At 71.6% G+C, this 21,492-nt stretch carries 24 protein-coding genes; 7 read left to right on the top strand and 17 right to left on the bottom strand.

Going from position 1 to position 21,492, the window contains the following annotated elements:
* Positions 1-39 precede the first annotated feature (39 nt).
* The 3 genes from ACIRD7_RS03295 to ACIRD7_RS03305 form a co-directional block, all read right to left on the bottom strand.
* The gene (locus tag ACIRD7_RS03295; protein ID WP_062702272.1) at positions 40-210 is read right to left on the bottom strand and encodes a hypothetical protein; all 171 of its coding nucleotides are present in this window, start codon (positions 208-210) and stop codon (positions 40-42) included.
* 41 nt (positions 211-251) lie between these two features.
* Positions 252-1,073: a class I SAM-dependent methyltransferase gene (locus ACIRD7_RS03300; protein ID WP_403449052.1), complete on the bottom strand. Its 822-nt coding sequence runs from the start codon at positions 1,071-1,073 to the stop codon at positions 252-254.
* 91 nt (positions 1,074-1,164) lie between these two features.
* Positions 1,165-2,658 carry a bifunctional phosphatase PAP2/diacylglycerol kinase family protein gene (locus ACIRD7_RS03305; protein ID WP_403449055.1) on the bottom strand — a complete coding sequence of 498 codons (1,494 nt, stop codon included), beginning with the start codon at positions 2,656-2,658 and terminating at the stop codon, positions 1,165-1,167.
* 75 nt (positions 2,659-2,733) lie between these two features.
* Between ACIRD7_RS03305 and ACIRD7_RS03310 the strand changes: the two genes are divergently transcribed.
* Together ACIRD7_RS03310 and ACIRD7_RS03315 are read left to right on the top strand one after the other, a co-directional pair.
* Positions 2,734-3,393 carry a histidine phosphatase family protein gene (locus ACIRD7_RS03310; protein WP_403449057.1) on the top strand — a complete coding sequence of 220 codons (660 nt, stop codon included), beginning with the start codon at positions 2,734-2,736 and terminating at the stop codon, positions 3,391-3,393.
* Positions 3,394-3,461: 68 nt separating this feature from the next.
* The gene (locus ACIRD7_RS03315) at positions 3,462-5,081 is read left to right on the top strand and encodes an ATP-binding cassette domain-containing protein (RefSeq protein ID WP_403449060.1); all 1,620 of its coding nucleotides are present in this window, start codon (positions 3,462-3,464) and stop codon (positions 5,079-5,081) included.
* Between the two features lie 31 nt (positions 5,082-5,112).
* Here ACIRD7_RS03315 and ACIRD7_RS03320 read toward each other — a convergent pair whose 3' ends face one another.
* A complete protein-coding gene (locus ACIRD7_RS03320; RefSeq protein ID WP_403449061.1) occupies positions 5,113-6,219 on the bottom strand; it encodes a Vms1/Ankzf1 family peptidyl-tRNA hydrolase in 1,107 nt (368 codons plus the stop codon).
* 58 nt (positions 6,220-6,277) lie between these two features.
* Here ACIRD7_RS03320 and ACIRD7_RS03325 point away from each other — a divergent pair, with 58 nt between their 5' ends.
* Entirely contained in the window at positions 6,278-6,562 is a 285-nt protein-coding gene (locus tag ACIRD7_RS03325) for a DUF6158 family protein (protein WP_403449064.1), read from the top strand.
* A gap of 121 nt (positions 6,563-6,683) precedes the next feature.
* Here ACIRD7_RS03325 and ACIRD7_RS03330 read toward each other — a convergent pair whose 3' ends face one another.
* From ACIRD7_RS03330 to ACIRD7_RS03340, 3 genes are all read right to left on the bottom strand, one after another.
* Complete coding sequence (locus tag ACIRD7_RS03330; RefSeq protein WP_403449067.1) at positions 6,684-7,235, bottom strand: type 1 glutamine amidotransferase domain-containing protein; 552 nt, start codon at positions 7,233-7,235, stop codon at positions 6,684-6,686.
* A 63-nt stretch (positions 7,236-7,298) separates the two neighbouring features.
* Positions 7,299-7,718, bottom strand: coding sequence for a CBS domain-containing protein (locus ACIRD7_RS03335; protein ID WP_403449070.1), 420 nt, complete (start codon positions 7,716-7,718; stop codon positions 7,299-7,301).
* Between the two features lie 45 nt (positions 7,719-7,763).
* Positions 7,764-8,162, bottom strand: a complete 399-nt coding sequence (locus ACIRD7_RS03340) for a DUF2795 domain-containing protein (RefSeq protein ID WP_403449072.1) — start codon at positions 8,160-8,162, stop codon at positions 7,764-7,766.
* Positions 8,163-8,293: 131 nt separating this feature from the next.
* Here ACIRD7_RS03340 and ACIRD7_RS03345 point away from each other — a divergent pair, with 131 nt between their 5' ends.
* Positions 8,294-8,428 carry a hypothetical protein gene (locus ACIRD7_RS03345; protein ID WP_403449075.1) on the top strand — a complete coding sequence of 45 codons (135 nt, stop codon included), beginning with the start codon at positions 8,294-8,296 and terminating at the stop codon, positions 8,426-8,428.
* Positions 8,429-8,494: 66 nt separating this feature from the next.
* Here the strand turns inward: ACIRD7_RS03345 and ACIRD7_RS03350 are convergent, their stop codons facing one another.
* The 8 genes from ACIRD7_RS03350 to ACIRD7_RS03385 form a co-directional block, all read right to left on the bottom strand.
* Positions 8,495-9,484: a zinc-dependent alcohol dehydrogenase family protein gene (locus ACIRD7_RS03350; RefSeq protein WP_403449078.1), complete on the bottom strand. Its 990-nt coding sequence runs from the start codon at positions 9,482-9,484 to the stop codon at positions 8,495-8,497.
* Entirely contained in the window at positions 9,481-10,368 is an 888-nt protein-coding gene (locus ACIRD7_RS03355) for a carbohydrate ABC transporter permease (protein ID WP_403449082.1), read from the bottom strand. The genes ACIRD7_RS03350 and ACIRD7_RS03355 overlap by 4 nt, the downstream gene beginning before the upstream one ends.
* Positions 10,365-11,324 (bottom strand): carbohydrate ABC transporter permease, encoded by a 960-nt coding sequence (locus tag ACIRD7_RS03360; RefSeq protein WP_403449085.1) that lies wholly within the window; start codon positions 11,322-11,324, stop codon positions 10,365-10,367. The genes ACIRD7_RS03355 and ACIRD7_RS03360 overlap by 4 nt, the downstream gene beginning before the upstream one ends.
* 80 nt (positions 11,325-11,404) lie before the next feature.
* Entirely contained in the window at positions 11,405-12,760 is a 1,356-nt protein-coding gene (locus ACIRD7_RS03365) for an ABC transporter substrate-binding protein (protein WP_403449087.1), read from the bottom strand.
* Positions 12,761-12,898: 138 nt separating this feature from the next.
* Positions 12,899-13,660 carry a DeoR/GlpR family DNA-binding transcription regulator gene (locus ACIRD7_RS03370; RefSeq protein ID WP_403449090.1) on the bottom strand — a complete coding sequence of 254 codons (762 nt, stop codon included), beginning with the start codon at positions 13,658-13,660 and terminating at the stop codon, positions 12,899-12,901.
* 372 nt (positions 13,661-14,032) lie between these two features.
* Complete coding sequence (locus ACIRD7_RS03375; RefSeq protein WP_403449093.1) at positions 14,033-15,622, bottom strand: alpha/beta hydrolase; 1,590 nt, start codon at positions 15,620-15,622, stop codon at positions 14,033-14,035.
* Positions 15,619-16,851, bottom strand: coding sequence for a serine hydrolase domain-containing protein (locus ACIRD7_RS03380; protein ID WP_403449096.1), 1,233 nt, complete (start codon positions 16,849-16,851; stop codon positions 15,619-15,621). Before ACIRD7_RS03380 ends, ACIRD7_RS03375 begins: the two co-directional genes overlap by 4 nt.
* 135 nt (positions 16,852-16,986) lie before the next feature.
* Positions 16,987-17,400, bottom strand: a complete 414-nt coding sequence (locus ACIRD7_RS03385; protein ID WP_403449099.1) for an arsenate reductase ArsC — start codon at positions 17,398-17,400, stop codon at positions 16,987-16,989.
* Positions 17,401-17,491: 91 nt separating this feature from the next.
* On the opposite strand from ACIRD7_RS03385, the gene ACIRD7_RS03390 reads away from it, so the two are divergent.
* Together ACIRD7_RS03390 and ACIRD7_RS03395 are read left to right on the top strand one after the other, a co-directional pair.
* The gene (locus ACIRD7_RS03390) at positions 17,492-17,800 is read left to right on the top strand and encodes an ArsR/SmtB family transcription factor (protein WP_403449102.1); all 309 of its coding nucleotides are present in this window, start codon (positions 17,492-17,494) and stop codon (positions 17,798-17,800) included.
* Entirely contained in the window at positions 17,797-18,612 is an 816-nt protein-coding gene (locus tag ACIRD7_RS03395; protein ID WP_403449104.1) for an aquaporin, read from the top strand. Before ACIRD7_RS03390 ends, ACIRD7_RS03395 begins: the two co-directional genes overlap by 4 nt.
* Positions 18,613-18,697: 85 nt before the next feature.
* Here the strand turns inward: ACIRD7_RS03395 and ACIRD7_RS03400 are convergent, their stop codons facing one another.
* Both ACIRD7_RS03400 and ACIRD7_RS03405 read right to left on the bottom strand, forming a co-directional pair.
* A complete protein-coding gene (locus tag ACIRD7_RS03400) occupies positions 18,698-19,483 on the bottom strand; it encodes a sulfite exporter TauE/SafE family protein (protein WP_403449106.1) in 786 nt (261 codons plus the stop codon).
* A gap of 117 nt (positions 19,484-19,600) precedes the next feature.
* The gene (locus tag ACIRD7_RS03405; RefSeq protein ID WP_403449109.1) at positions 19,601-19,975 is read right to left on the bottom strand and encodes an ArsR/SmtB family transcription factor; all 375 of its coding nucleotides are present in this window, start codon (positions 19,973-19,975) and stop codon (positions 19,601-19,603) included.
* 147 nt (positions 19,976-20,122) lie between these two features.
* Here ACIRD7_RS03405 and ACIRD7_RS03410 point away from each other — a divergent pair, with 147 nt between their 5' ends.
* Positions 20,123-21,490 (top strand): NAD(P)-binding domain-containing protein, encoded by a 1,368-nt coding sequence (locus ACIRD7_RS03410; protein WP_403451634.1) that lies wholly within the window; start codon positions 20,123-20,125, stop codon positions 21,488-21,490.
* Positions 21,491-21,492: the final 2 nt, after the last annotated feature.

The raw sequence follows: 21,492 nt of genomic DNA on the forward strand, positions 1-21,492 counted from the left end.
CTCGGACCGAGTGACATCGACTCGCGGGGTGGAATCAACTCACCATCGATACCAACGGCCCCGGCCGCCTGCGGTGGTCGTGCCACGCATCACGAAACCCAGGAGCCATACGACGAGGACCGCGATCGCGATCCACCAAAGGGCCTTCAGCGCGAATCCGGCGCCAAAGAGAATCAGAGCCAGTAGTAGCACGAGCAGAATGGGAACCATAATTCGACCTCCTGGTCATCGTGTTTCCAGGAAATCCCGATTCAGGCTTCCTTTCGGCACAGAATCTCTCCGTGCAGCACACTGAACCAGCCGTCGTCCCGCCGCCCCCACTCCCGCCAGGCCGCCGAGACGGCCCGCAGCTGCTCCGGTGTCGCATGCCCGCCCCCCGTGGCCCGCCCGGCGTACGCCGAGGCCAGCGTGCGGTCCGCCCACAGCCCGCTCCACCAGGCCCGCTCGTCCGGAGTCGAGAAGGTCCAGGTGCTTGAGGTCGCCGTGACGTCCCTGAGCCCGGCGCGCAGCGCCCAGGACCTCAGCCGCCGCCCGGCGTCCGGCTCGCCGCCGTTGGCGCGGGCGACCCGGCGGTACAGGTCCAGCCAGTCGTCCAGCCCCGGGGACGCCGGATACCAGGTCATGGCCGCGTAGTCCGCGTCACGGACCGCGACCAGGCCGCCGGGCCTGGTGACCCGCGCCATCTCGCGCAGCGCGGCCACCGGGTCGCCGACGTGCTGGAGCACCTGGTGGGCGTGGACCACACAGAAGGTGTCGTCCGGGAAGTCCAGGGCGTGCACGTCCGCCACCGCGAAGTCGACGTTCGGCAGACCGCGTTCGGCGGCCGTGGCGCGGGCCTGCTCCAGGATCGCGGGCGCCCGGTCCACGCCGGTCACGTGCCCGTCGGGGACCAGGGCCGCCAGGTCCGCGGTGATCGTGCCCGGGCCGCAGCCCACGTCCAGGATCCGCATGTGCGGCTTCAGCGAACCGAGCAGATGGGCCGCCGAGTTGGCGGCGGTGCGCCAGGTGTGCGAGCGCAGCACCGACTCGTGGTGCCCGTGCGTGTAGACGGCGGTCTCCTGTGCCTTCGACATGGCTGTTCCCCTCGGCTCGTCGATACTCGCCACCGTACGCCCGCATGTCGAATGTTGAGACTGGCGTTTCAGTATCCGGACTGACGGTTGATCAGGAGCCGGGCAGCGGACGGTAGACGGTCAGCGCCTCCGGCAGCTTCTCCAGCGTCACGTCGCCCCCCACCTCCGTGACCTCACCGTCGTAGGCGAGCAGCGCGCCCCGCGTGACGCCGGACAGCCGCAGCCGGCCGACCTGGACCGCCGCGTGCGCCGGGGAGCGGGTCAGCGGGCCCGCCACGGCCGCGGCGAGCAGGCGCAGCGCCGGCCGTCGCCCGCCGTGCACGACCCGTACGTCCAGCACCCCGTCCGCGAGGTTCAGCCGGCGGGCGGGGGCGAGGCCCAGCCGGTGATAGGTGCCGTTCCCGGCGAACAGCAGCCACAACGGGTGCGCGCGGCCCGCGACCTCGGCGTGCAGCGGGTGGTGCTCGCGGCGCAGGACGCGCAGCGCCGCGAGGACCCCGGCGGGCCAGGCGCCGACCCGGGACGAGAAGCGGTCGCGCTCGCGCACGAGCTCCGGATACACGCCCAGACTGCAGGTGTTGAGGAACAGGCCCTGCTGCTCGCCGCAGGTGAACCGGCCCACGTCCACCCGCACGGCCTCGCCGCGCTGGATGGCCCGGCTCAGATCGCGCTCGTTCTCCACGCCCAGGTCGTAGGCGAAGTGGTTCAGCGTCCCGCCGGGCAGCACCGCCAGCGGCAGGTCGTGCAGCAGCGCGATCTCGGCGGCCGCGTTCACCGTGCCGTCGCCGCCGCAGACCCCGAGCACCCGGGCGCGGGCCGCCGCCTTGTGCAACTCGGTGCGCACATCGTCCGGTTCGCACTCCACGAGCTCGGCGCGCGGCAGCAGGTCCAGCAGCGCGTGCACCCGCTCGGCGGTGCCCGACCCCCTGTTGGCCACCACGATCAGGCCGTCCCCCTCCGTCAGCGCCGGAACGTCCGTGCGCGGCCGGGCCGGCGGGACCACCCGGTCACGCGTCGGCACCATCCCCCGTACGGCGAACGCGGCACCCGCGCCCAGCGCCGCGCCCGCCAGCACGTCGCTCGGGAAGTGGACGCCGGTGTACACCCGCGACAGCGCCACCGACCAGGCGATCGGGGCGACCACCACACCCCAGCCGGGGGACTCCAGGGCGACGCCGGTCGCGAACGCCGCCGCCGACGCCGCGTGCCCGGACGGGAAGGAGGTCGTGATCGGCTGCCGCTTCAGCTGCCGTACCAGCGGTACGGGGTCCAGCACCGGGCGCGGGCGGCGCACCGACCGCTTGCCGAGGGTGTTGATGGTCAGCGACGCGAGGCTGAGCGAGGCCAGGCCCCGGACCGCCGCCCGGCGGGCCCGGGGCGTCCGGCTCGCGGCGATGGCGGCGCCCGCCACGAACCACAGCACCCCGTGGTTCGCGCTCCGGCTCAGCCGCGGCAGGACCCGCTCGGCATACGGCCAGTGCTGCTCGGCGGCGAACTCGAACAGCCGGGAGTCGAGGGAGAGGAACCGGTCACGCAGGGCGTGCCGGCCAGGCTTGAGGACCGTGAGGTCGACGTCTGGGCTCATACAGGGCTGGGTACCCTGAAGTCGCCGATTGCTGTCCGGCAGGCGGTGAGCGACACACGGAGGAACCCCCAGCACATGCGCCTGCTCCTCATACGCCACGGCCAGACGCCCTCGAACGTGGACCAGCTGCTGGACACGGCCGTACCCGGCCCCGGCCTGACCGCGCTCGGCGAGGAGCAGGCCGCCGCGCTGCCCGCGGCACTGGCCGACGAGGACATCGAGGCGATCTACGTCTCCACCCTGACCCGCACCCAGCTCACCGCGGCCCCGCTGGCGAAGGCCCGCGGCCTGGAGCCGATCGTCCGGGACGGCATCCGCGAGCTGACCGCGGGCGACCTCGAGATGCTGCCCGGCGACACCGAGCAGGGTCAGCTGTACATGAAGACGGTGTTCGCCTGGGCGGCCGGCGACCTGGAGCTGCGCATGCCGGGCGGCGAGAGCGGGGCGGAGGCGCTGGGGCGCTACGACGCCGTGGTGGCCGAGGCCGCGGGGAGCGGGGCCCGGACGGTCGCCCTGGTCAGCCATGGCGCCGCGATCCGGATGTGGACGGCGGCGCGGGCGGTGAACGTGGACGTGCCCTTCGCGGCGGCGCACCCGCTGGCGAACACCGGTGTGGTGATCCTCGAGGGTTCGCCCGCGGACGGCTGGAAGGCGCTGACGTGGGCCGGCGCGGTCGTGACCCCGGCGGGGGAGAGCGGACCGGCCGGCCAGGTGGTGCGCGGGGACGCGCCGTAGGAAGGCCCGCCCAGCCCCCGGATTAACAGTTTGCCCGGGCTCGGCGGCAGCCCGCAGAATGCCACACCATGGGACATCTGGAAGCCGCGCACCTCGAGTACTACCTCCCCGACGGGAGGGCGCTCCTCGGCGACGTGTCCTTCCGGGTGGGGGAAGGCGCCGTCGTGGCGCTGGTCGGGCCCAACGGTGCCGGCAAGACGACCCTGCTGCGGCTGATCTCCGGAGAGCTGAAGCCGCACGGCGGCACCGTCACCGTCGGCGGCGGGCTCGGTGTGATGCGGCAGTTCGTGGGGTCCGTACGGGACGAGACGACCGTACGCGACCTGCTCGTGTCGGTCGCGCCGCCCCGGATCCGCGAGGCCGCGAAGGCCGTCGACGCCGCCGAGCACGCGATCATGACCGTCGACGACGAGGCCGCCCAGCTGAAGTACGCGCAGGCGCTCTCCGACTGGGCGGAGGTGCGCGGCTACGAGGCCGAGACGCTGTGGGACATGTGCACCACTGCCGCGCTCGGCGTGCCGTACGAGAAGGCGCAGTGGCGGCAGGTGCGCACGCTGTCCGGCGGTGAGCAGAAGCGGCTCGTGCTGGAGGCGCTGCTGCGGGGCACCGACGAGGTGCTGCTGCTCGACGAGCCCGACAACTACCTCGACGTGCCGGGCAAGCGGTGGCTCGAGGAGCGGCTGAAGGAGACCCGCAAGACGGTCCTCTTCGTCTCCCACGACCGCGAACTCCTCGCCCGCGCCGCCGAGAAGATCGTCTCCGTCGAACCCTCACCGGCCGGCGCGGACGCCTGGGTGCACGGTGGCGGCTTCGCCACCTATCACGAGGCCCGGCGCGCCCGCTTCGCCCGCTTCGAGGAGCTGCGCAAACGCTGGGACGAGAAGCACGCTCAGCTGAAGAAGCTGGTGCTGACGCTGCGTCAAGCCGCCGAGAACAGCCCCGACATGGCCTCCCGCTACCGCGCCGCCCAGACCCGGCTGCGCAAGTTCGAGGAGGCGGGGCCGCCGCCGGAGCCGCCGCGCGAGCAGGACATCAGGATGCGGCTGAAGGGCGGGCGTACCGGGGTGCGGGCCGTCACCTGCGAGGCGCTTGAGCTCACCGGCCTGATGAAGCCGTTCTCCCTGGAGGTCTTCTACGGCGAACGTGTCGCCGTCCTCGGCTCCAACGGCTCCGGCAAGTCGCACTTCCTGCGGCTGCTGGCCGGCGAGGACGTGGCGCACACGGGGGAGTGGAAGCTGGGCGCGCGGGTCCTGCCCGGTCACTTCGCCCAGACCCACGCGCATCCCGAGCTGATGGGCCGCACCCTCCTCGACATCCTGTGGAAGGGGCACGCCCAGGACCGGGGCGCCGCGATGTCGCGCCTGCGCCGCTACGAGCTGACCAACCAGGCGGAGCAGACCTTCGACCGGCTCTCCGGCGGCCAGCAGGCCCGCTTCCAGATCCTCCTGCTGGAGCTGGCGGGCGTCACGGCCCTCCTCCTCGACGAGCCCACCGACAACCTCGACCTGGAGTCCGCCGAGGCCCTCCAGGAAGGCCTGGAGGCCTTCGAGGGCACGGTCCTGGCCGTCACCCACGACCGCTGGTTCGCCCGCTCCTTCGACCGCTACCTGGTCTTCGGCAGCGACGGCCGCGTGCGGGAGACGGCGGAGCCGGTGTGGGACGAGCGGAGGGTGGAGCGGGTGCGCTGACGCGGACGTCGGTCAGCGCACCGGCGCCGGGTCAGCTCCAGCGCAGCAGAGCTCCCAGCCCGCCCACCGGGTCCGTGTCCTGGGCGGTCGGCGTCACCGAGAGGGCCTCCGCCCCCGTGGCCACCACGCACCGCATCAGCGCGTCGTCGGCACGCGCCGACCAGGAGTGCTGTTCGCCGAGGATCTTCAGGTCCGTGCGGCGCACCGCCAGCTGGTCCGGATCCTCGCCGATCCACACCTCGCGGTGGCCGTCCGGCCCGTCCGGGTGGATCAGCAGTTCGTCGATGCGGTGCTCACGGGCGGCCTCGATCAGCGCGGGCACGCCCTCGACCGCCCCGGCGCGGCCCTCGCCGTCCGGCTCGCGGGCCGCCTGGAACCGTTCCAGCTCCCGCGCCGCCCGCTGCCGCACATGATCCTGGCGGGCCTGCTCGACGTCCTCGTCGAGCAGCCTGCTGCCGGTGCCGTGCGGGGCCTCGACCGCCAGATCGCGCAGCCGCCGCGGCAGCCGGTCGTGCACGCTGCGCCGCTCCCGGTCGTCACCGACGAGGATCAGCAGGTCGGCACGGGTCTCCTCCTGGCAGACGGTGAGCGCGTCGGCGATCTCGGCGGCGTTGTGCTCCCACGTGTTCTCCACCTTCAGCTGGAAGTGCCGCTCGGACCAGTCGGCCGTGCTCGTACGGTGCACCGGATGCTGCCGGCCGGTGACCGACCCGGCGTCCTGCCGGCCCAGCGCGGTGCGCAGCTCGAACGCCGCGCCCTTGCGATCGACGTAGGCCACCACGCAGACCGGGTCCTCGCCGGCCAGCTCCAGCAGCGGCGTCGTGTGCGGCAGCGGCGCCCAGTGGGCGCTGTCGCGCAGCGGGGCCCGGGTCAGCGGCGGATCGAGGACCACCTCACCCGCACGGGCGAAGATCGCGCGGCCGTGCGGTTCGGACGAGTGCTCCAGTTCCTCCAGCGCGTTCCGCACGGCATCGCACGTGGCGTCGTCGCAGCCCTGCCCGGACAGCTCCCGGGACAGCGCCTGTGCCGTCAGGTGCCGCTCGTGCGGGGTGTCCTCCGTGTGCCGAGAGGTGTCGACGTACACGGAGGCCCAGGGCCCGAGGTGTTCGTACAGTGGATGCAGAAAGGCGAGATCCATGGCTGTCTCCCGTACACCGTTCGGGGGCGATGTGCTCCCGGGCGGGTACCCGGACCGCATGGTTGAACACGACGAGCGGGGCACCACCATGACCGGAGTCGACCCCAGCCGGCTGGACGACCAGCAGCTCATGAAGGAGCTGGAGACCATCCACCGGACGCGCCACGACACGCTGCTGTACGCCTCCAACGACGCGCTGCGGGCCCACAACGAACGCATGGCGCAACTGGAGGGCGAGTACCTGCGCCGCAACCCGCGCCGCACCGTCGCCGCGGGCCGGACCCGCGACGGCGCCCGCGACCGCACGGGGAGCGGCCCGGCGCCGGCGGCTCCGCCGGGGTGACCCGGGCGGCACGAGCCCAGGACAACGGCCGGAGGCCGGGCACGCGGCCCGGCCTCCTCGGTGGCGCTCTCCCCTGAGCTCAGGCCGCTTGCTTCTCAGCTCAGGCCCCTTGCCTCTCAGCTCAGGCCGCCTGCTTCGACTCCCGGGCGAACACCTCTAGGAACGTCTCGCAGAACGCCTTCAGGTCGTCCGGCTTACGGCTGGTGACCAGCTGGTTGGGGCCGTGGTCGCAGATCCGCACCTGCTCGTCGACCCAGGTGCCGCCGGCGTTGCGGATGTCGGTCCGCAGGCTCGGCCAGGAGGTCAGCACCCGGTCGCGTACGACGTCGGCCTCCACCAGCGTCCACGCGGCATGGCAGATCGCCGCGACGGGCCGGCCCTGGTCGAAGAAGTCCCGCACGAAGGCCACGGCCTTGCGGTTCGTGCGCAGATAGTCCGGGTTGGCGACCCCGCCGGGCAGGACCAGCCCGCCGAACGAGTCGGCCGAGGTCTCGCCCACGACCTCCTGCACGGGGAACTTCTCGGCCTTGTCCAGATGGTGGAACGCCTGGATCGTGCCCGGCTTCGTCGACACGAGCACCGGCTCGTGCCCGGCGTCCACCGCCGCCTGCCAGGGATCGGTGAGCTCGATCTGCTCGACTCCCTCGGGGGCGGTCAGAAATGCGATACGCATGATGTCTCCACTGATGTGTCCACGTCCTACTCTGGCCCTGAAACGTCCTGGCGGCCGCGCGGCTCAGTCGCCCGGGGCGGCACGGCTGATCTCGGCCAGCGCCGAGCCGGGGTCCTGGTTCTCGGCCAGGTCCCCGAGGCTGACGACGCCGACCGGCAGGCCGTCCTCGATGACCGGCAGCCGCCGTACGGCGTGCTCGCGCATCAGCGCCACCGCGGCCGCCACCCGCTCACCCGGACCGATCACCACAGGGTTGCGGCTGCACACCGCGCCGGCGCTCACCGCCAGCGGATCGGCGCCGTCCGCGACCGCCCGTACCGTGATGTCACGGTCGGTGAGCACGCCCACGACGTCCTGCCCGTCGGCCACCACGACATCGCCGATGTCCTGTCTGCGCATCAGCCGCGCCGCCTCGACGAGCGAGGCGTCGGGGCGTACGGCGACCACCCCCGGGGTCATGACGTCTCTCACGAATTCAGCCATCGGGGACCCTTCCCGTGTGGACCCGGCCGGTGCGGACACCGGCCGCTAGGCGTTTCCGCGCCGGGCCTGCCGTCCGCCGCCGGTGAGGGCCTCGGCCAGCTCCTGCACGTTGGCGTAGCGCGCCGAGCGCGGCAGCCGCTCCAACGAGTCCACCAGGGCGTCGGGCGCGTACCCGCGGCGCAGCTCACCGATCAGCTCCCGGGGGCGGGCCGGGAAGGAACTACGGCCCAGGATCCGCGCCAGTTCCAGCCGGACCGTCGCCAGGGACGCCGTGGAGCCCGGTGCCACCGGACCGCCCGCGACCTGCGGATCGTCGTCAGCGGACGGCTCCGGGTCGTGCCACTCCTCGGTCCGGGTCGGATGCCCGGACCGCAGCAGGCCCTGGAGCTCGTGCTTCATCTCGTCGTCGCGGTGAACGCTCAGCCGGTCACTGCCTCGCTGCATGACTCCCTCCAGATCTTCGGGACTGCGCACCGCGTACCCGATGAGAAGGGGCCGACACAGGGTTTGCACTCCGGAAGCGGGGTCACTCGAAGGCATACCCCCCGCGAAAGTTCTGGGGAAGGACCAGGCCCATGGCACTGTTCGCTGTGCTTCTTCCGCTCGTGATGCTCGGCGTGGTGCTGGCGCTCGGGCGGTACGAGGATTTCCTGCTGCCGCCGGTGCAGCCGGACGAGGACCGGCCGGAAAAGGCGGCGCTGGGGCACTGAGGCCGGGTCCCCGTCCGTGCGGCCAGACCCCGCGACGCCGGGATGATCCAAACGACAGGGCCTAGGTCAGGGCAGTACGACGATCTTGCGTCCCTGACCGGCCGCGAACTGTTCCAGTGCCCGCGGGTACTCCGTCAGGGGCAGCCGATGGCTGATGAACACCCGCGGATCGAGCACCCCGGTGGCGAACAGTTCCGCCGCCCGTTCATAGCTGTGCAGCACCGCCATGGAGCCGGTGATCGTGATCTCCTGGTTGTAGACGCGGTACGGCGAGATGGTGGCCGTGGTCGCGTAGTCGGAGACCCCGAACTGCAGGAACGTGCCGGCCTTGGCGACCCGCTCCAGGCCGTCCTGGATGGCGGCGGCGTTCCCGGTCGCGTCGACGACCACGTCCCAGCCGCCGGGGCGCCCCAACTCTTCCGCGGAGAGCGCCACCTGGGTGCAGCCCAGCTTCTCGGCCGTCGCCAGGCGCTCCGCGTTGATGTCGACGACGTCCACGGAGGCGGCGCCGGTGCGCTTGGCCAGCTCCAGCATCATCAGGCCCATCGTCCCGCTGCCGTAGATCAGCACATGGGAGCCGATCCGGCCGTTCAGCACGTCGTAGCCGCGCACGGCACAGGACAGCGGTTCGATCAGGGCCGCGTCCTGGACGTCCACGTGGTCGGGCAGCCGGACGCAGTTGGCGACGGGCGCCACCGCGTACTCGGCGGCGCCACCGGCCACGGTCACGCCGATCGCCCGCCACCGGTCGCACAGGTTGTTGCGGCCGGCCCGGCAGTAGCGGCACTCGTTGCAGTACAGCGAGGGGTCCACGGCGACCCGGTCGCCGAGGGCGAGTTCGGTGACCTCGCCGCCGAGGCCGACGACCTCGCCGGCGAACTCGTGGCCCGGCACGACCGGCAGGGTGGGCGCGAACTCGCCCTGGAGGATGTGCAGATCGGTCCCGCACAGCCCGCAGGCCGCCACGTCGACCACGACCTCGCGCGGCCCGGGGATGGGGTCGGGCACCGTGGTGACGGTGACCCGGCCGGGGGCCTCTATGACGGCGGCTCTCACTTGACTGCTCCAAGGGACAGGCCCCGGACCAGTTTGTCCTGGGCGGCGAAACCGGCGATGAGCACCGGCAGGGAGACCAAGGTGGCGGCGGCGCAGAGCCGGGCGAGGAAGAGGCCCTCGCTGGTGATGAAGCCGACGAGGAAGACCGGGGCGGTCGAGGCGTTCGTCGCGGTGAGGTTGACGGCGAACATGAACTCGTTCCAGCTGAAGATGAAGCAGATCAGCGAGGTGGCGGCGAGCCCCGGCATGGCGACCGGCGCGACGATCCGCAGCAGCACGGTGGGCAGGCCGGCGCCGTCGACCTCGGCGGCCTCCAGGATCTCCCTGGGCACCTCGGCGAGGAACGAGCGCATCATCCACACCGCGATCGGCAGGTTCATGGCGGTGTAGAGGACGATCAGCGTCCACACGTTGTCCAGCATCCCGGCGTCCTTGACGATCAGGTACACCGGCAGCAGGGCCGCGATGGCCGGCAGGAACTTGGTGGACAGGAAGAAGAACATCACGTCGGTCCACTTCTCGACCGGCTTGATGGACAGCGCGTAGGCCGTCGGCACCGCCAGGGCGAGCACGAGCAGCGTCGAAATGACGCCGGCCATCGCCGAGTTGAGGAGGAACGGGGTGATGTCCCGGCTGAACAGCAGCTTGTACTGGTCGAGGGTGACCGGCGCCAGCGGGCTGGGCGGGTTGGTCGCCGCGTCCGCCTCCTGATGGAAGGAGGTGAGCACCATCCACGCCACCGGTGCGAAGAACGCGAGGGTGGCGAGCCAGGCGACGAACGTCCACAGCGGGGACAGCCGGGGCGTACCGCCGTGGTCCTCGCGTCGACGAAGGGCCTTCTTCAGTCGCGCGCCGGGCGCGGAGACCGCCGCGTGCGTGGTCATCGGGAAACCTCCTCGCGGAACAGCGACGCGATGGTGCGCAGCGCGAAGGTCGCGATCACGATCGAGCCGAGTACGACGACCACGCCGGCGGCGGCCGCCTGGCCGTACTCGTACTTGCGGAACATGGTCAGGTAGATCTCGTAGGGCAGGTTGGTGGTCCGGGAGCCGGGGCCGCCCTGCGTGATGGTGTAGACCGCGTCGAAGGTCTGCACGACGTAGATCGTGCCGAGCAGGACGCCCAGCTCGATGTACTGGCGCAGGTGCGGCAGGGTGATGAAGCGGAAGGTCGCCATGGCCGACGCCCCGTCGACGCGGGCCGCCTCCAGGACGTCACCGGGCTGTGCCTGGAGACCGGCCAGCAGGATGAGCATCATGAACGGCGTCCACTGCCACACCAGCGAGACCACCACGGCGGGCATGGGGTAGGAGGACACCCAGTCGACCGTGGGGCCGTTGTCCGCGCCGAAGAAGCGGTACACGGCGTTGACGGTGCCGTTCAGCAGACCGTAGTCGGGGTTGTAGACGGCGTGCTTCCACAGCAGCGCCGCGGCGACCGGCATGACCAGGAACGGTGCGATGAGCATCGTCCGGGCCAGACCGCGGCCGATGAACCGGCGGTCCAGCAGCATCGCCAGGCCGAGGCCCAGGACCACGCTGATGAGGACCACCGAGGCGGTGAGTACGACGGTGTTGAGCACCGCCGTGCGCAGCCGCTCGTCGGTGAAGACGAACTCGAAGTTGGACAAGCCGACGAAGTGCCGCTCGCCCGGTTTGAGGACGTTCCACTGAAGCGTGGAGATGACGAGCGTGGCCACGAAGGGCAGTTGAGTGACGACGACGGTGAAGACGAGCGCCGGCAGCAGCGGGATACGGCGCTTCCACCTGCCGGCGGCTGTGGAGGTGCGCGGGCGGCTCGGCGGGGGCGCCGTCCTGGGCGGAGCGGTGAGCGTGGTCATGGCGGGTTCCTCTGCCGGTGAGGGCGGGGGTGGGGAGGGTGCCCGGCCGGGGGGAGGGCCGGCCGGGCGGTTCCTGCGGGTCACTGGTAGTTCTTCGCGACGTCCTCGGCGAGCTTCTGGCCGTCGTTCAGTGCCTTGTCCACGCTGGTCTTGCCGGCGATCGCGGCGGAGATCTCCTGGGTGACCTTGGTCCCCAGGTCCTGGAACTCGGGGATGGCCACGTACTGGACGCCCACGGTCGGCCTGGGCTGGACACCGGGGTTGGCCGGGTCGGCCTGCTCGATGGACTTCAGGGTGATGTCACCGAAGGACGCAGCGGCCTTGCGGTACTCCGGGAGCTCGTAGGTGCTGGCCCGCTTGCCGGCCGGAACACGCGACCAGCCGAGCTTCTCGCCGACGAGCTTCTCGTAGTCCTTGCCGGAGGCCCACAGCATGAACTTCGAGGCGGCGTCGGCGTTCTTCGTGGTCTTGGGCATGGCCCACGCCCAACTCCACAGCCAGCCACTGCTCTTGGTCTCGGCGGTCGGCGCGTAGGCGTAGCCGACATGTCCGGCGATCTTGCTGGAGTTCGGGTCCTCCAGCGATCCGGCCGCGCTGGTCGCGTCGTACCACATCGCGACCTTCTTCTGGCTCATGGCGTTCAGGCACTCGGTGAACCCGGCCTGCGCCGCTCCCGCCTCGCCGTGCTTGCGGACCAGGTCGACGTAGAAGTTGGTCGCCTTCTTGAACTCCGGGGTGTTGACCTGCGCCTTCCAGTCCTTGGTGAACCAGGTGCCGCCGAAGGTGTTGACCACGGTCGTCAGCGACGCGCCGAGTTCGCCCCAGCCGGCCAGGCCGCGCAGACAGATGCCCCGCATGCCCGGCTCCGCGCCGTCGACCTTGGCCGCGATGTCGGCTATCTGCTGCCAGGTCGGGCGCTCGGGCACCGTGATGCCCTTCGCCTTCATGACGTCCTTGTTGTACATGAGGAACGAGGACTCGCCGTAGAACGGCAGGGCGTAGAGCTTGCCGTCGGAGCCCGAAAGGGACGTGACCATCGGCTTGAGCAGGTCACCGGTGTCGAAGCTCGCGTCCTTCTCGGCGTAGGAGCTGAGTTCGTGCAGCCAGCCGTTCTTCTCCCAGATGGGGACCTCGTAGGCGCCGATCGTGGCGACGTCGTACTGGCCGGCCTGGGTGGCGACGTCCTGGGTGACCTTGTCGCGCAGCTCGTTCTCGGGGAGGACCGTGAAGTTCACCTTGATGCCGGTGTCCTTGGTGAAGGTGTCCTTCGTCAGCTTCGCGATGTCCTCCATCTGCGGATTGCCGACCATCAGCACGTTGATGCTCTTGCCGCCGCCGTCGGAGCCGGACGCGCCGCCCGCCCCGCTGCACGCGACCAGCAACGAGCCCGCGGCCGCCGCCACGGCGCCGGCACGGATCATTCTTCGTGTACGCATGACTGACTCCAGGGATGTGTGTTTCGAGGGGGATGTGATTCAAGGGGGATGTGATTCGAGGGGGATGTCTCGCGGGTGTGCGGAACCAGGCCCCCGGATGTGCGGGGGCGGCGATGGGGTGCGAGGAGGAACCGCGGCTCAGACCCGGATGACCTCGGGCCCCAGCAGTGAGTAGCGGTGTGCCTCGGAGGCGGGCAGCCCGGCGTCGGTGACGATCGCCTCGAACTGCGTGACGTCCGCGAAGCGGCAGAAGCTCACGGCGCCGAACTTCGTGTGGACGCCGGAGAAGACCCGGCGCCTGGCGGTCTTCAGGACCTGGGACTTGACCTCGCTGACCGCGGGATCGGGGGTGGTGAGTCCGAACTCGCGGGAGATGCCGTTCGCGCCGACGTACGCCAGGTCGATGACGAGGCCGGACAGCATCCGCGTAGCCCAGTGGTCGACCGTGGCCAGCGTCCCACCGCGCACCCGGCCGCCGAGCAGCAGGACGGTGAAGTTCTGGGCGGACGCCAGGGCACTCGCGGTGGCCAACGAGGAGGTGACCACGGTCAGTCGGCGGTCACGGGGGAGTGCGGCGGCGATGAGCTGAGGGGTGTAGCCCTCGTCGATGAAGACGGACTCCGCGTCCCCGAGCAGGTCGGCCGCGGCGACCGCGATCCGGGACTTCTCGGGGACCTGCATGGTGGTGCGGAAGGCGAGCGTGGTCTCGAAACTCCGGCTCTCCACGGGGTGGGCACCGCCATGGGTACGCCGGACCAGCCCGTGCCCCTCCAGCAGATTCAGGTCCCGCCTCACGGTCTCCTTGGAGACCCCGAGGTCGGCGGCCAGCGTTCCGACGTCCACGGAGCCGGAAGAGCGTGCCCTTTCGAGGATCCCGCGTCTTCGTTCCTCGGCGTCCACGGCGACACCTCCGTTTCACGCCGGACGCGCTGTTTCCGCGCCGGCTGTTTCCCGGAGCCCGTCCCATTCGGCTTCGGTGGCCAAATTTCTACAAGGGGATCGCCGGGGGTGACCAGGTTCGTCGCCGAGCAGTTCATGACCGAATGTGCCCGTTTGCCGCCGTGCGCAGGCGCCTGGTGACGTGGTGAGGGGAGCGGTGACGCGGGAGACCGATGCCCGTTTACTGACCGGCGCGCGCCTGTTCGGTGCCTGAATGGGGGGTGGGTTCCGGCCAGGCGGCCGCGATGTGGCGACACCACTCGCGGCCTGCGCGGCGATGCCGCGCAGGCCAAGGTGGTGGTGCAGCGGATCGGTCGTGGCGTCGGTCGTCGGTCAGCGCACGTGCGGACGGGCGTTCGCCGGGGGCGCCTCGCAGGTGATGTCCCTGGCCGGGAGGCGGCCGGTGGCGAGGTACTTGTTGACCGCGGCGTCGGCGCACGGGGAACCGTAGACGCCGTACACGGCGTGCTGATCGGCTCCGCGCAGGGTGACCAGGCGGGAGGAGGGCCACATCCGGCGGGCCGCCGTCGCTCCCTCGTAGGTGGTGCGCGGGTCTCCGGTGGCGTTGACGAGCAGGGCCGGGTGATCGTCCCTGATGGCGGTCGGGCGCTCGCGAGGCGAGTCCCAGAAGGCGCAGGGACCCAGATTGTTCGTGACGGGGCCGAACAACGCGTCCCGCGCCCGTGCCCGTTGGACATCGCGCCAGTAGACCTCAGGATCTCTCGGGGCGGCGACGTCGCCGCACAGGATCGCGGTCTGGACGCTGCCGTAGTGGGAGTCGGTACCGGTCAGCTCGAACTCGAGGAACTCGGCGAGCCAGGGGGAGGGGGTGACGTGCTGCCCGTCCGCCGCGCGCAGCAGGTCCTGGACCCCCTGCGCGAAGTCCCCGTATGCGGCGTCGTTGTGCTGGGAGAGGCCGCTGAACACGGTGAGGGGCACGACGTGCTCGTCCACCCGGTGGTCGCCGAGCCGCAGTGGTGTGCGGGCGGCGGCGGCCTGGACGCGGTCCACGGTCGCCAGCACCGCCCCACGGGTGCGCCCCAGGCCGTAGGTCGCGTCACGGGCGGCGGCCCAGGAGGCCCAGCCCTCCAGTGCGTGGCGGTTGGCCTTCTCGCTGCCCCGCAGCAGCCGGGGGTTGTACCGGTCCGGGTCGATGACACCGTCCAGGACGACCCGGTCGGTGCGGCCGGGGAACATCGTGGCGTACACCTCGCCCAGGTAACTGCCGTACGAGTACCCCAGGTAGGAGATCCGCCGCTCACCGAGCGCGGCGCGGATGACGTCCAGGTCGCGCGCGGTGTTCCGGGTGGTGACGTACGGCAGCACGTCACCGGCGTGTCGCCGGCAGCGCTGGGCGAGGTCCTGGGAGAAGGCCGCGATGCGGTCGAACCCGGCGCGGTCCGCGCCCGCGCTCCGGATCGCGGAACCGGTCGGCCAGTGGCAGTCCAGCGGGGTGCTTCGGCCGACGAAGCGGGGATCCACGCCCACCACGTCGTAGCGTGCGGCGACGTCCTTCATCGCCTTGTGGACCCATGGCGGGTCACCGAGCGTCTGCCCGCCGGGGCCACCGCCGTTGAGCAGGAGCGGGCCGACGCGGTGGGCGGTGTCGGTGGCGCGGATCCGGGAGATCGCGACGGTGATCGTACGTCCGTCGGGGGCGCTGTAGTCCAACGGCACGGTCACGTCGGCGCATTGGGCGCCCGCCTGCTCAAGCTCTTTCCCGGTCGCGTCGTTCGGGCCGAGCACGCAGCTCTTCCAGTCGAGGCGCTGGTGGTGGTAGCGGGCGAGGGGGTCGGATACCGCCTGGGCCGGGAGGGCCGTGGCGGGCAGCGCCGTGAGGGCGAGAGCAGTGGCGACCAGGGAGAGGGCGGCCTTTCTCGCCCTTCCCGAAGCGTCCTGCCACGAGCGGGCTAAGCGGATCACTGATTGTTTCCCTTCTGTCGGTTTGTCGCTTTACTTCCTGGAGGTGGGTCTTCGCAGAGGGCGGTCTGGACCACGTCGAGGAAGTCCTCCTCGGCCTGCGACGTGGCCGGTACCTCGTTGAGCGCGACGGCGACGCTCCGCCCGCCCGGGCCCACGGCGGTCAGCGCCCGGTGTCCTCCCGGCACGGTCCCCGCATGACCCCACCACCGGCCGCCGCAGCGCAGCGGGGAGGCGATCAGGCCGAGCCCGTAGCGGGCGCCGGGCCAGAGTCGGTCGGGGTCGGCGGCCACCGTCCGCCGCATGTCGGCCAGTTGCTCCGCGGGCACCAGCAGCCGGCCGCCGAGCAGTGCGGTGATGAACCGGGTCAGGTCGGCGGGCGTGGAGACCAGCGCGCCGCCGACCCCGCCGAAGGTCGTGTTCCAGGCGGTGCCGTCGGCGAGGCGGCCGTCCTCCGCGGTGAAGTAACTGCGCGAGTGCGGTCCGCGGATGCGGACGTCGTCCCCGGGCCAGTACGTGTCGCGCAGCCCGAGGGGCCGGATCACGCGGCGGGTGATCTCCGCCTCCGGGGAGTGGCCGGTGACCTCGCGGATGATCAGGCCCGCGAGGAGGTAGTTGGTGGTGGCGTAGTGCCAGGCACCGCTCGGGCGCGGCAGGTCGAGGGCGCGGGCGACGAGTGCGCGCGGCTCGAAGTGGCGGTACCGGACGCGCTCGGGGCGCTGCCACTCGGGGGCGTCGAGGTAGTCGGGCAACCCGCTGGTGTGCCGCAACAGTTGCCGTACGGTGATACGGCGGCCGTCGTAGCCGTTGCGCCGGATCAGACCGGGCAGGTAGCGGTCGACGGGAGCGTCGAGCTCGATCCGGTGCTCGGCGGCGAGTTGGAGCACTACGGCCGCGGTGAACGTCTTCGTGACGCTGCCCGCGCGCAACCGGTCGGTCGCGTTCATGGGGCGGCCCGTGCTCAGGTCGGCCGTCCCGGCGGTCTCGGTCCAACTCCCGCAGGATCCGCCCGCGTTGGCGTCGGTGACCAGGACCGCGGCACCGGTGATCCCGTCACGATCGGTGAGCGTGCGCAGCGCCTGACGCAGATCGCCGTGCGGTTGGCAGACGGAGTGCTGCCGGGCAGCGGGCGACTGTGCGGCAGCCGGAGCGACGGGCACGACGAGGGCCGCCAACAGGGCCGCCACGCCTGCGCGTCTGCCCAGCGTGGAGGTGATGAAGGGGGTGGACATACGCCACAACGCTAGGCAGGCGCCCCGCCGAGGTCACTCGGGCTGACCGCCGATTCGCGGGTGGGGCCAGCCGCAGGGCGGAGCATGCGGCATGCCCCCTATTGGTCGACCTCATCTAGGAGGCAGCTTCAAGGCCTACGCCCGGGGCGTCGGCGCGATCTCCTCGATCAGGCCCTCGACCAGCACCTTGATCTCGTCCCGGATCGGACGAACGGCCTCCACGCCCTGACCGGCCGGGTCCTCCAACTGCCAGTCCAGGTACCGCTTGCCGGGGAAGACCGGGCAGGTGTCGCCGCAGCCCATCGTGATGCAGACGTCCGACTCCTTCACCGCGTCCACGGTGAGCATCTTCGGGACCTCGGCGGAGATGTCGATGCCGACCTCGGCCATGGCCTCGACGGCGGCCGGGTTGACCCCCGCGCCCGGGTTGGAGCCGGCGGAGCGGACCTCGACGCGGTCCCCGGCCAGATGGGTCAGCCACGCCGCGGCCATCTGGGAACGGCCGGCGTTGTGGACGCAGACGAACAGCACGGAGGGCTTGTCGGACATCGAGGCTCTCTCTTGTCTCACGACGGCATCAGGCGCGAATGACATCATCACTCGGTGGTGTCAGTCACCACTGATGTGACAGTATCAGCCCATGATGACGTCAGTCGACACTGATCTGATCCGGGTGCTGGCCGACCCGCTCAGGCTCCGGATCGTGACCCTGCTCGCCAAAGAGACGCTGTGCACCACCCACCTCGTGGAGGAGACCGGTGCCCGGCAGACCAACCTCTCCAACCATCTGAGAGTGCTGCGCGAGGCCGGGGTCGTCGAGACGGAGCCGTGCGGCCGGTTCACCTACTACCGGCTGAAGCCCGATGTCATCGCCTCGCTCGCCGGCCAGTTCGCCGACCTGGCCGAGTCCGCTCGGACCGCCGCCGGGAACAAGAGGGCCTGCCCATGACCGCCGCCGAAGCCGCACCGACCGCGGAGTCCGCGCCAGCCACGCCTGTGCCCGAGTCCACCGCGCCCGTGCCTGAGCCCACCGCGCCCGCGCCGGGGGCCACCCCGCCGCGCGCGCCCCTGGTCGCGCGGGCTTCCGCCGAACTCATAGGCACGGCGCTGCTGGTGGCGGTCGTGGTCGGCTCCGGTATCCAGGCCACGCAACTGACCAAGGACCTCGGCGTCCAGCTGCTGGCCAACTCCACGGCCACCGTCTTCGGCCTCGGCATCCTGATCCTGCTGCTCGGCCCGGTCTCCGGCGCGCACTTCAACCCGGTCGTCACGCTGGCCGAGTGGTGGACGGCCCGCCGCGGCGGGCCCGGAGTCACACCGCGCGAGGTGGCCGTCTACGTCCCCGCGCAGGTCGTCGGGGCGATCGCCGGTGCCGTCCTGGCGGACGCGATGTTCGGCGAGCCGCTGGTCGAATGGTCCACCCATGACCGCTCCGCCGGGCACCTGCTGCTGGGCGAGGTGGTGGCCACGGCGGGCCTGATCCTGCTGATCTTCGGCCTGGCCCGCGCGGACAATCTGCGCTTCGCGCCGGTGGCCGTCGCCTCCTACATCGGCGCCGCCTACTGGTTCACCTCGTCGACCTCCTTCGCCAACCCGGCGGTGACCATCGGCCGCGCGTTCACCGACACCTTCGCGGGCATCGCGCCCGGCTCGGTCGCCGGGTTCGTCGTCATGCAGATCGTCGGCGCGGTGGTGGGCCTGGCGCTCGTCGCGCTGATCTTCATGCCCGCCCGTTCCCGCTCCGAGCGCTCCGCCGGGTGACACGGGTGACACGGATGCCGCGGATGACATGGATGACATGGATGTCTCGGGGACATCGCGGGCGGTACGGCGACCGGGGCTGGGCTCAGTCCAGGGTCTGGGCCGCGTACAGCGCGCCGAGGGCCGCGGCGAGGCCGCCGAGCAGCAGCCGTAGCACTCGTTCGGGCAGGCGGGGCTGGAGGCGAGCGCCGAGGTATCCGCCGATCAGCCCGCCGGTGCCGCAGGCGAGCCCGAGCCACCAGTCGGGGGCGATGTCTCCGGAGGTCACGAGCGACAGCAACGCGTAGGCGGCGGCGCCGACCAACGAGGTGGCGAACGTGGCGGCCAGTGCCGCCGGTGCGACGCGTGCGACGGGCAGGCCGCGCCCCACGAGGACCGGCCCGAGCAGGGAGCCGCCGCCGATGCCGTAGATGCCGCCGACCACGCCGACCGCCAGGGCGAGACCGGTGAGCGTCCGCGGGGCCAACTCGCCTGCCGGCGGCGGTCGGTGGTGGGCCGGGGAGAGGGCGCGCAGGCACAGCCACAGGCCGAGCGGCAGCAGCAGGGCGGCGATCAGGATGCGGAAGACGTCCGGTCCGGGGAGCGCGAAGACCCGGATGGCGGCGCCGAGGACGACGCCGGGCAGCGTGCCCAGTACCAGGCGACGGGCGAGGTCGCCGCGCAGGGCGCCGTCATGGCGGTAACGCCACAGGGCGCCGGGTCCGGCGACGACGTTGAACAGCAGGTTGGTCGGGGTGACCGCCGGGTTGGGCACGCCGAAGACGCTCAACTGGACCGGGAGGAGGAACACCGCGCCGGACACGCCGACCGGGGCGGTCACGGCCGCGATCAGGAGGGCGGCGGCCAGCCCTCCCGCCAGTGTCCAGTCCACCCTCGCCCCCGCTTGCCGATCGTCCGGTCAGTATCGGCACCTCGGAGGCGGATGAGGGTGGCCTGCAACGAGATGTTCATGAGCAGGGGCAGCCGGACCCCTGCCGTATCGGCCATGTCAGCCGAAAGTGCCCAGCATCCGTCCCATGGCGGCGACCACGGACGGCTCGACGCGGTAGTACACCCAGGTGCCGCGTCGCTCGGAGGTGAGCAGTCCCGCTTCCTTGAGCTTCTTCAGGTGGTGGGAAACCGTCGGCTGGGAGACGCCGACGTCGGAGATGTCGCACACGCACGCCTCGCCGCCCGGGTGCGAGGCGACCGCCGAGAAGAGCCGCAGGCGCACCGGGTCGCCGAGCGCCTTGAACATGCGTGCCGTCGTCCGGGCCTCTTCGGCGGTCAGTGCTCGTTCGGTGAACGGTGGGCAGCACGGCTCCACGGCGTCGGGGGCCTCGGGCTCCAGCGAGGTGGGCGGCGCCGTCGTCGTATTCGACATGCATCTATGTTGACATATGTCGAACCAGTCCAGGCCCCGGCTGTTTCGATAAATGTCTATGTTGACGCTTGTCGAATCAAGTGGGAGGCTTGCAGTGCAAGAGATCGACGGGTGTCGAAGTAAAGGGGAATTCCCGTGGCTGTACCCATGAACAGCGCGTCCACCACCGACCGGCTGCCCGTCGCGGTCATCGGAGCCGGCCCGATCGGCCTGGCCGCCGCCGCCCACCTCGTCGACCGCGGCATCGAACCGCTGGTCCTGGAGGCCGGACCGACCGCCGGCACCGCTGTCCGGGACTGGTCGCATGTGCGGCTCTTCTCCCCGTGGGCGGAGCTCACCGACCCGGCCGCCGAGAAGCTGCTGGCCCCGACCGGCTGGGTACGCCCGGACGGTGCCGCGTATCCGACGGGCGGTGACTGGGCCGAGCAGTACCTCCAGCCGCTCGCGGACGTCCTCGGTGACAGGGTTCGGTACGGCATCACGGTGACCGGCGTCGCCCGCGCCGGCCGGGACCGTGTCGTCGACGCCGGGCGCGAGGAGCAGCCCTTCACCCTGCATCTCCGCAGCGCGGACGGGACCGAGGAACGGATCAGCGCCCGCGCGGTCGTCGACGCCTCCGGCACCTGGTCCACTGCGAGTCCTATGGGCGCCGACGGCATGCCGGCCCTGGGTGAGCGGGCGGCCGCCGACCGCATCTCCCACCGCGTCCCCGACCTCAGGGACCCGTCAGTACGCGCCCGTTACGCGGGCAGGCGGACCGCCGTCGTCGGTTCGGGCGCCTCCGCGTTCACCGCCCTCGCCTACCTCGCGGACCTCGCGAAGGAAGAGCACGGGACGCACGCGGTGTGGATCCTGCGCCGCGCAATCGGTGCCAACACCTACGGCGGCGGCGAGGCCGACCAGCTGCCGGCGCGCGGCGCGCTCGGCCTGCGGGCGAAGGCGGCGGTGGATGCCGGTCACGCGTCCGCGGTGACCGGCTTCCGCACCGGGGCCGTCGAACGGGACGGCGACCGCCTGATCCTCGTCGCCGAGGACGGACGGCGCCTGGACGCCGTGGACGAGGTCATCGTCCTGACCGGTTTCCGGCCGGACCTGTCCTTCCTCTCCGAAGTGCGGCTCGGGCTCGACGACCGCCTCCAGGCGCCGACCGCGCTCGCTCCGCTGATCGACCCGAACGTGCACTCCTGCGGCACCGTCTACCCGCACGGCGTGAACGAGCTCTCCCACCCCGAGCAGGGCATCTACCTGGTCGGCATGAAGAGCTACGGCCGCGCGCCGACGTTCCTCGCGATGACCGGCTACGAGCAGGTCCGCTCCATCGCCGCGGCACTCGCCGGAGACCGCGAGGCGGCGGAACGCGTCGAACTCACGCTCCCGGAGACCGGAGTCTGCGGCGGTGCCGGCCTGTTCGACGAGCCCGACACCGCGCGGAGCGGCGAGGGCGGTGGGTGCTGCGCGGCCCCGGCCACCCTCCGGATCGGCGTGGGCGCCCCGACCTCGTCCGGGGGCTGCTGACC

It is taken from the genome of Streptomyces sp. NPDC093568 (assembly GCF_044764945.1).
Taxonomy (GTDB): domain Bacteria; phylum Actinomycetota; class Actinomycetes; order Streptomycetales; family Streptomycetaceae; genus Streptomyces.

Coding starts and splice junctions, on each gene's coding strand:
- ACIRD7_RS03355 (WP_403449082.1), bottom strand. CDS start 10,368: ATGACCACGCACGCGGCGGTCTCCGCGCCCGGCGCGCGACTGAAGAAG.
- ACIRD7_RS03320 (WP_403449061.1), bottom strand. CDS start 6,219: ATGGATCTCGCCTTTCTGCATCCACTGTACGAACACCTCGGGCCCTGG.
- ACIRD7_RS03360 (WP_403449085.1), bottom strand. CDS start 11,324: ATGACCACGCTCACCGCTCCGCCCAGGACGGCGCCCCCGCCGAGCCGC.
- ACIRD7_RS03305 (WP_403449055.1), bottom strand. CDS start 2,658: ATGAGCCCAGACGTCGACCTCACGGTCCTCAAGCCTGGCCGGCACGCC.
- ACIRD7_RS03380 (WP_403449096.1), bottom strand. CDS start 16,851: ATGTCCACCCCCTTCATCACCTCCACGCTGGGCAGACGCGCAGGCGTG.
- ACIRD7_RS03410 (WP_403451634.1), top strand. CDS start 20,123: ATGAACAGCGCGTCCACCACCGACCGGCTGCCCGTCGCGGTCATCGGA.
- ACIRD7_RS03300 (WP_403449052.1), bottom strand. CDS start 1,073: ATGTCGAAGGCACAGGAGACCGCCGTCTACACGCACGGGCACCACGAG.
- ACIRD7_RS03390 (WP_403449102.1), top strand. CDS start 17,492: ATGATGACGTCAGTCGACACTGATCTGATCCGGGTGCTGGCCGACCCG.
- ACIRD7_RS03405 (WP_403449109.1), bottom strand. CDS start 19,975: ATGTCGAATACGACGACGGCGCCGCCCACCTCGCTGGAGCCCGAGGCC.
- ACIRD7_RS03335 (WP_403449070.1), bottom strand. CDS start 7,718: ATGGCTGAATTCGTGAGAGACGTCATGACCCCGGGGGTGGTCGCCGTA.
- ACIRD7_RS03340 (WP_403449072.1), bottom strand. CDS start 8,162: ATGCAGCGAGGCAGTGACCGGCTGAGCGTTCACCGCGACGACGAGATG.
- ACIRD7_RS03330 (WP_403449067.1), bottom strand. CDS start 7,235: ATGCGTATCGCATTTCTGACCGCCCCCGAGGGAGTCGAGCAGATCGAG.
- ACIRD7_RS03310 (WP_403449057.1), top strand. CDS start 2,734: ATGCGCCTGCTCCTCATACGCCACGGCCAGACGCCCTCGAACGTGGAC.
- ACIRD7_RS03315 (WP_403449060.1), top strand. CDS start 3,462: ATGGGACATCTGGAAGCCGCGCACCTCGAGTACTACCTCCCCGACGGG.
- ACIRD7_RS03385 (WP_403449099.1), bottom strand. CDS start 17,400: ATGTCCGACAAGCCCTCCGTGCTGTTCGTCTGCGTCCACAACGCCGGC.
- ACIRD7_RS03295 (WP_062702272.1), bottom strand. CDS start 210: ATGGTTCCCATTCTGCTCGTGCTACTACTGGCTCTGATTCTCTTTGGC.
- ACIRD7_RS03365 (WP_403449087.1), bottom strand. CDS start 12,760: ATGCGTACACGAAGAATGATCCGTGCCGGCGCCGTGGCGGCGGCCGCG.
- ACIRD7_RS03395 (WP_403449104.1), top strand. CDS start 17,797: ATGACCGCCGCCGAAGCCGCACCGACCGCGGAGTCCGCGCCAGCCACG.
- ACIRD7_RS03345 (WP_403449075.1), top strand. CDS start 8,294: ATGGCACTGTTCGCTGTGCTTCTTCCGCTCGTGATGCTCGGCGTGGTG.
- ACIRD7_RS03325 (WP_403449064.1), top strand. CDS start 6,278: ATGGTTGAACACGACGAGCGGGGCACCACCATGACCGGAGTCGACCCC.